Raw genomic sequence first — 6025 nt, forward strand, 5'->3', positions numbered from 1 at the left:
GAGGCTTTATTTGTTTTACTTAGTGATTAACCGTTTACAACTTCACTCACTGCTTTTTCAAAGCGAGCTAAGCCTTCTTTAATATCCTCAAATGGGATCACTAATGAAGGCGTAAAGCGGATAACGTTCATTCCGGCTACTAAATTCATTAAACCGTTGTTAGCACTTGCGACTAAAAAGTCGCGAGCACGGCCTTCAAATTTCTCATTTAATACCGCACCAATCAGTAAGCCTTTACCACGGATTTCACTAAATACATGGTATTTTTCGTTAATGGCATTTAGACCATCACGGAACATTTGCTCACGCTCTTTTACACCATTTAAAACCACAGGAGTATTTACTGTATCAAATGCCGCTTCTGCAACAGCACATGCTAATGGGTTACCACCGTAGGTAGAACCATGAGTCCCTATTTTTAGGTGTGCTGCAATTTCAGTCGTGGTGATCATAGCGCCAATTGGGAACCCGCCACCTAATGCTTTAGCCGTTGTTAAAATGTCAGGAATAACATCTAGGCCTTCGTATGCGTATAAATGACCTGTACGGCCAACGCCAGTTTGCACTTCATCAAAAATAAGCAGTGCGTTGTGTTTAGTACACAGCTCACGTACTTTTTGTGCAAATTCATTGGTTGGTGGCACAATACCACCTTCACCTTGTAATGGCTCCATCATTACCGCACAAGTATCATCACCAATTAAGGCTTCAAAAGCGGCAATATCATTGTAATCACAATGAACAATATCAGCAGGTTTTGGACCAAAACCATCAGAGTAAGCGGCTTGGCCACCCACTGTTACAGTGAAAAAAGTACGGCCATGAAAGCCTTTATTAAAAGCAATAATTTTAGATTTTTCAGCGCCAAATTTGTCCAGTGCAAAGCGACGCGCTAATTTTAAAGCTGCTTCGTTTGCTTCAGCCCCTGAGTTTGCAAAGTAAACTTTTTCAGCAAAGGTCGCATCAACCATTTTTTTAGCTAAACGAAGTGCGGGCTCATTGGTCATTACATTTGCTAAGTGCCAAATTTTCTCACCTTGCTCTTTAAGTGCGGCTACTAATGCAGGGTGGCAATGACCTAAACAATTAACCGCAATACCACCGGCAAAATCGATAAATTCGTTATTATTTTGATCCCACACGCGTGAGCCTTCACCACGAACGGGAATAACTGCTGATGGGTTGTAGTTAGGGACCATTACGTCGTTAAATAAATCTCTGGTTACTTGCATTTTTACACCTAAATTAATCACTTAAAAAATACGTTGCTGAAAAAAACGATAAGCACAGGCTTATTCAGCAATACAATGCGTTTTACTTGTTAAAAAAGTCATTATCAAAGGTTATGAATTAAATTTGCAGTGCTATTTTGTGAAAAATGATTAGAATAATAGCCAAATTAACGAAATTTATTAGCATTATGATAACTCCCCAAGACGAAAAGCTACTGTCTGTACTAAAAACGAACGCTCGTGCGAGTATTTCTGACTTGGCAAGGCATTTAAATTTATCCCGCTCAACAGTGCAAAGCCGTATGCTTAAGTTAGAGCAAAATGGGGTAATTAAAGGGTATAACGTTGACTTTGGAGATGACTTTTTAAATAGCTTAGTTTCTGCACATGTTTCTATAAAGGTTAAACAAAAACTAACCACTAAAACCAACGTGGAGTTAAAGCAAATAGATGCTATATCGCAGTTGTATGCAATTAGTGGTGAGTTTGATTTAATTGCCATTGTTGAGGCTCAAAATCTTGAGCAGCTGAGCCACTTGCTGGATGATATTGGTAACTTAGATGGGGTAGAGCGTACCCGTTCATCGGTTATTTTAGAGACTAAATTTAAGCGTTAATTCGATTTATTTAGTACATTCAGTGAGCATTAATTATTTGCATTTAAGCTAACTTGATTGTAGTCTACTTGATATTAGGAACAAGGAATGTTTTTAACCAAATCAATAGGCTTATTGCCCTGCATTTGTTGCAATCTTCCAGTACTTAATAAATCTCATCAATACAGTTATTAATCTTATTAGCATTGGCTAATAAGGTGTGAGTGAAATAGGACGTTTTTGGCACCACTGGGCTAAGACTTTACAAGGAAATGTTATGAAATACACAACAATGGCTGCTGTGGCATTATTAATAGGTGGCTCATATTTAAGTGCAAAAGCGACTTTATTTGACCCTGCACAGAGCATAACGGTTGAAACTTACAGCGATATATTCTTCAAATTAGAATCCTCTCCTGTCAGCATTAATGAAATTATTACTGGGGCGAGTCAATTTGCCGATAGCTTGTGTGATGAAAGCATCTACCAAGAAGTAATTGGCGAATCGGTAAACTCATGTAAGCAAAAATTCAAACAATCTCAAGCACAATGTGCTGAGTTTATAATAAAAAATAATGAGCCTATGTACACTGATAAAGTGGCTATAACACAGCTCTCTGAGAAGTTTATTAATTGCATGACCAATAGCTAAAATAGCACTTACAGTTCTTAATCTATTAAAATGCGGCTCCTAAACTGGATGAGCATTGATGCTTTAATTTTTATTTAGCATATTCCACTGCGTGGTCTATGCTAAATTTTATTAATGCTCAAACGCCCAGTTTGCTTTAGGGAGTACAATGCAAGAAAATTTACTGAATTCAGTCATCAAAATAACAAAAAATAGAGATGTAGATTCTCTTGAATATAGTTTGATATCGACCATCCAAGAATTTATAGGCTGTAAAGAAGTCTCAGTTTATAAAGATATAGAAGTTCAAGGCCAACTGACTATTGAGCAAAGTCTTTGCTTAAAAGTCACGGGTGAAAAGCAATTCGAGTGGGTACAACGACAAATTGTTGCACAGCCTGAGGATGAACTTCTATCGTGTTTACGTTCTGCCTGTATTATTACTGTTCAGTCTGCCGATGGAATTGAACGCCGTTGGCTCCCCATTACCCGCCAAGAAAAAACAGTTGCCGCAATTTTTGTGGTTTCAAATAGTTTAGATAGTTCAGCTCAGGTAATATTGAACGCTTTTTGTCGTATTTTTGAAAACTATTTAGTGATTCTTCATGAAAATGAAAGAGATAAATTAACAGGGCTGTTAAATAGACAAACATTTGAGAAAAAAATAAAACAGCTGATTGAAAAGCAAGTATTAAAAGTACATGGATCAGTCCGAGAGGAAGAAAAAAGACGGCCAAAACAGGCATCAACATCTTGGCTGGCTATTTTAGATATCGATCACTTTAAAAATATAAACGACAAGTATGGTCATATCTGTGGCGATGAAGTACTGCTGATATTAGCGCAAAAAATGCGTCATTTTTTTCGTGCAACAGATTTAATTTTTCGCTTTGGTGGGGAAGAGTTTGTGATTGTTTTTGAGCCCACAGATGCAGAGTCTATTAGTAATAAAATGGCTGAATTTCTTCAGCTTGTCAGAAATACATCGTTTCCTTTTGTTGAAAATATGACCATCAGTGCTGGTTTAGCACGTATCAGTCCTTATGATTTTCCCATCACCGTGCTAGAGAGCGCTGATAAAGCACTTTATTATGCGAAAAATAATGGCCGAGATAAATATTGTATCTATGAAGATTTGCTTGCCGAGAACTTAATAAATGTACAAGTTAATTCTTCAGAGATAGATCTATTTTAAGTTACTGCGGTTGAGTATGATTTCGCTGCACTTTTACTTTAGACACTTGGTCGAGCTTTAAAAAATAAACATTACCACCAATGCCTTTAAATTCCTCATCAGTGAAGGCGATTGTATTATCATCATAAAAGGTGATCGCTTCTTTTTGAGTCACAATACCAAGATCGATTTTATAAACATCGCCAGAGAAAAATTTATCCCCTTTAAAGTTTTCAAACAGCCAAATGCTGGTTGAATCTAGTAGTGCTAGTTTTTTTCTATCTGGGCTGAGCGCTGCAGAGGTGATCCAGCATAGCTTTTCCATAGTGGTGCAGGTTTTTAAACGAGTCTATCAGCTGGGCGTCAAAATTTGCTGCGTGATCGCCTACTTTATAAACGTTAGTAATACCATCGAATGGCTCTGTACGATTTTTAGTAAATAAATATAAATGCCGACCATAAGCCACAAAAGCTTCTAAGTCGTAATTACGTTGTTCAGGCTGTATTGGGCTGCCGTCTAATTCTGGATAAGTGAACTTGATAATTTCAGCTTCGGTGGTATTTGTTTTGATATCAATAGGGTTTTCTATTTTATAAATGGTTAGCCACTTACGTTCATTTTTATTATTGCCAAAGTCGCCTAAGAAAAAATGACCAAACTTATTTTGCGTCATGTCCTCCCAATCAATGTTTTTTGCGTTGCTGACTAAAATTTCTTTAGCAATAGAGCCGTCTTTATTTAGACGATAAAGCTTTGGCTCATCACCGCTGTCGTTAATAGCCCACAGACGTTTATATTTATCAAACTCAATGCCTGAAATTTCTTTTAGCTTTGGGTCTACAGAAACTAGTTTTTTACTATATAGTGTATAAATTGAACTGCCAACAACAGCGATGATGGTAATAAAAACAATAACAGAGGTAATAAGAATGCTTTTTTTAATCATAGTCTTTAAATATTCATCGCATTGGCTAGTTAGATAATTATTATCGCTGATGATGTTGTTAAGCTAAAGGTTTTTATAACCTCAGTGCAGTAATAAAAATAATAACGCGTGTATTGTAGTTAAAGTAATGTAATTGGGTGTAGTTGGTTTAATAATTGCTCAGTAGAGTAGCTTACCTAAAAACCTGTTTAAATGGTTAAAAACTGCACCAATCTGGTGCGGTAAAATAAATACCGCACTGTAATAATGCGTAAATAAAGTTTTGCTTAACTTTAAGCTTGTTTTTATGTGAATGAATGGATTCCACATCGCCTATTTAAGCTGTTTGGCCTGTGGCAAAGATGAATAACCCTTACGGTTTAGTTGGAGCCTGTTATGTTGAATAAACGCTTTTTTAAAACAAAAAATGAAGCAGAAGTCACGTTTGAATTTTCTCACCCTGATGCTGATAATGTCTGTTTACTTGGGGAGTTTAATGATTGGCAGCCCATGCCGATGAAACTCAATAAGAAGCTGGGTGTGTTTAAATGTAAACAACGTTTGCCTGTTGATAAAGAGTTTCATTTTCGTTATTTAATTAATGGTAAGCAGTGGGATAATGATCATCATGCTGATGGCTATAGCGCCAATAATTTTGGTACAGAAAATAGTATAGTAAATACACAGCGCATTAATTAAGGTTGGTGAATGGACGCACTATCGCAATTATTTTATTTGCATGGAATAGGCTATGAGTACACTAAATATACGGGCGAACACGTTGTTTTTAGTGAACAAACTCGCAAGTTAGCGCTGCAGTGCTGTGGCGTTGACACCAATGATACTGGGCTCATAGAACAGTTAAATTATCAATTAGATGCGGCTACTTGGTTAACGCTTACACCGGCTATTAGCTTAGTAAATCAGCTGAGCAATGTGCTAAAAGTACGTATTAAAGAAACCGACGCGCACCAAAGAATTACGCTTAATATAGCGGCATTAAATATAAAGCTGCAATTTGATCAAATTGCTCACTATGCACCATTAGGTGAATATTTTTTAAATGGCTGTCGCTATATTGAAATAGCACTACCACTTACCCATTTACCTACGGGTTATTATGATGCGTTGCTAACCATGGGTGAACAATCAGCAAGTACACAAATTTGGTCTATACCAGAAAAGGCGTATCAAATTGCGGATAAAAAACGCTTTGGCTTATCAATTCAGTTATATACATTAAAAAACCAAGCTGGAATGGGGATTGGCGACTTTAATGATTTACTAGAATTAACCACGCTGTGTGCAAAACAAAAAATGGATTATATTTTACTTAATCCACTGCACTTATTATTTGCAGATAATCCAGAGTGCGCTAGTCCCTATAATCCAAGTAACCGCGCCTTACTTAACCCATTATATATAGCAATCAACTTATCGCCCGATAGTATTAACAACCCCGTGCA

Annotated in this window: 6 protein-coding genes and 1 pseudogene; 5 read left to right on the forward strand and 2 right to left on the reverse strand. The window is 36.8% G+C overall.

The window, feature by feature from the left end; translation table 11 throughout:
• Nucleotides 1–26 precede the first annotated feature (26 nt).
• Nucleotides 27–1232 carry an aspartate aminotransferase family protein gene (locus P20439_RS07905; protein ID WP_008112500.1) on the reverse strand — a complete coding sequence of 402 codons (1206 nt, stop codon included), beginning with the start codon at nucleotides 1230–1232 and terminating at the stop codon, nucleotides 27–29.
• A gap of 188 nt (nucleotides 1233–1420) precedes the next feature.
• Between P20439_RS07905 and P20439_RS07910 the strand changes: the two genes are divergently transcribed.
• From P20439_RS07910 to P20439_RS07920, 3 genes are all read left to right on the forward strand, one after another.
• Complete coding sequence (locus tag P20439_RS07910) at nucleotides 1421–1849, forward strand: Lrp/AsnC family transcriptional regulator (protein ID WP_008112501.1); 429 nt, start codon at nucleotides 1421–1423, stop codon at nucleotides 1847–1849.
• Between the two features lie 256 nt (nucleotides 1850–2105).
• Complete coding sequence (locus tag P20439_RS07915; protein ID WP_008112502.1) at nucleotides 2106–2480, forward strand: hypothetical protein; 375 nt, start codon at nucleotides 2106–2108, stop codon at nucleotides 2478–2480.
• Between the two features lie 148 nt (nucleotides 2481–2628).
• A complete protein-coding gene (locus P20439_RS07920) occupies nucleotides 2629–3654 on the forward strand; it encodes a GGDEF domain-containing protein (protein ID WP_008112503.1) in 1026 nt (341 codons plus the stop codon).
• Between the two features lies 1 nt (nucleotide 3655).
• On the opposite strand, the pseudogene P20439_RS07925 reads toward P20439_RS07920, so the two are convergent.
• Nucleotides 3656–4580: pseudogene (locus tag P20439_RS07925) on the reverse strand (hypothetical protein).
• Between the two features lie 375 nt (nucleotides 4581–4955).
• Between P20439_RS07925 and P20439_RS07930 the strand changes: the two are divergent.
• Together P20439_RS07930 and P20439_RS07935 are read left to right on the forward strand one after the other, a co-directional pair.
• Complete coding sequence (locus P20439_RS07930) at nucleotides 4956–5258, forward strand: isoamylase early set domain-containing protein (protein ID WP_008112507.1); 303 nt, start codon at nucleotides 4956–4958, stop codon at nucleotides 5256–5258.
• A 9-nt stretch (nucleotides 5259–5267) separates the two neighbouring features.
• The coding region (locus P20439_RS07935) for a 4-alpha-glucanotransferase (RefSeq protein ID WP_036933242.1) at nucleotides 5268–6025 on the forward strand (758 nt) is incomplete at its 3' end.

It is taken from the genome of Pseudoalteromonas sp. BSi20439, from assembly GCF_000241165.1.
In the GTDB taxonomy this organism is placed as follows: Bacteria; Pseudomonadota; Gammaproteobacteria; order Enterobacterales; family Alteromonadaceae; genus Pseudoalteromonas.

Bases quoted from the DNA above. Each gene is read 5' to 3' on its own strand.
- P20439_RS07915 (WP_008112502.1), top strand. From the start codon at position 2,106: ATGAAATACACAACAATGGCTGCTGTGGCATTATTAATAGGTGGCTCA.
- P20439_RS07910 (WP_008112501.1), top strand. From the start codon at position 1,421: ATGATAACTCCCCAAGACGAAAAGCTACTGTCTGTACTAAAAACGAAC.
- P20439_RS07930 (WP_008112507.1), top strand. From the start codon at position 4,956: ATGTTGAATAAACGCTTTTTTAAAACAAAAAATGAAGCAGAAGTCACG.
- P20439_RS07920 (WP_008112503.1), top strand. From the start codon at position 2,629: ATGCAAGAAAATTTACTGAATTCAGTCATCAAAATAACAAAAAATAGA.
- P20439_RS07905 (WP_008112500.1), bottom strand. From the start codon at position 1,232: ATGCAAGTAACCAGAGATTTATTTAACGACGTAATGGTCCCTAACTAC.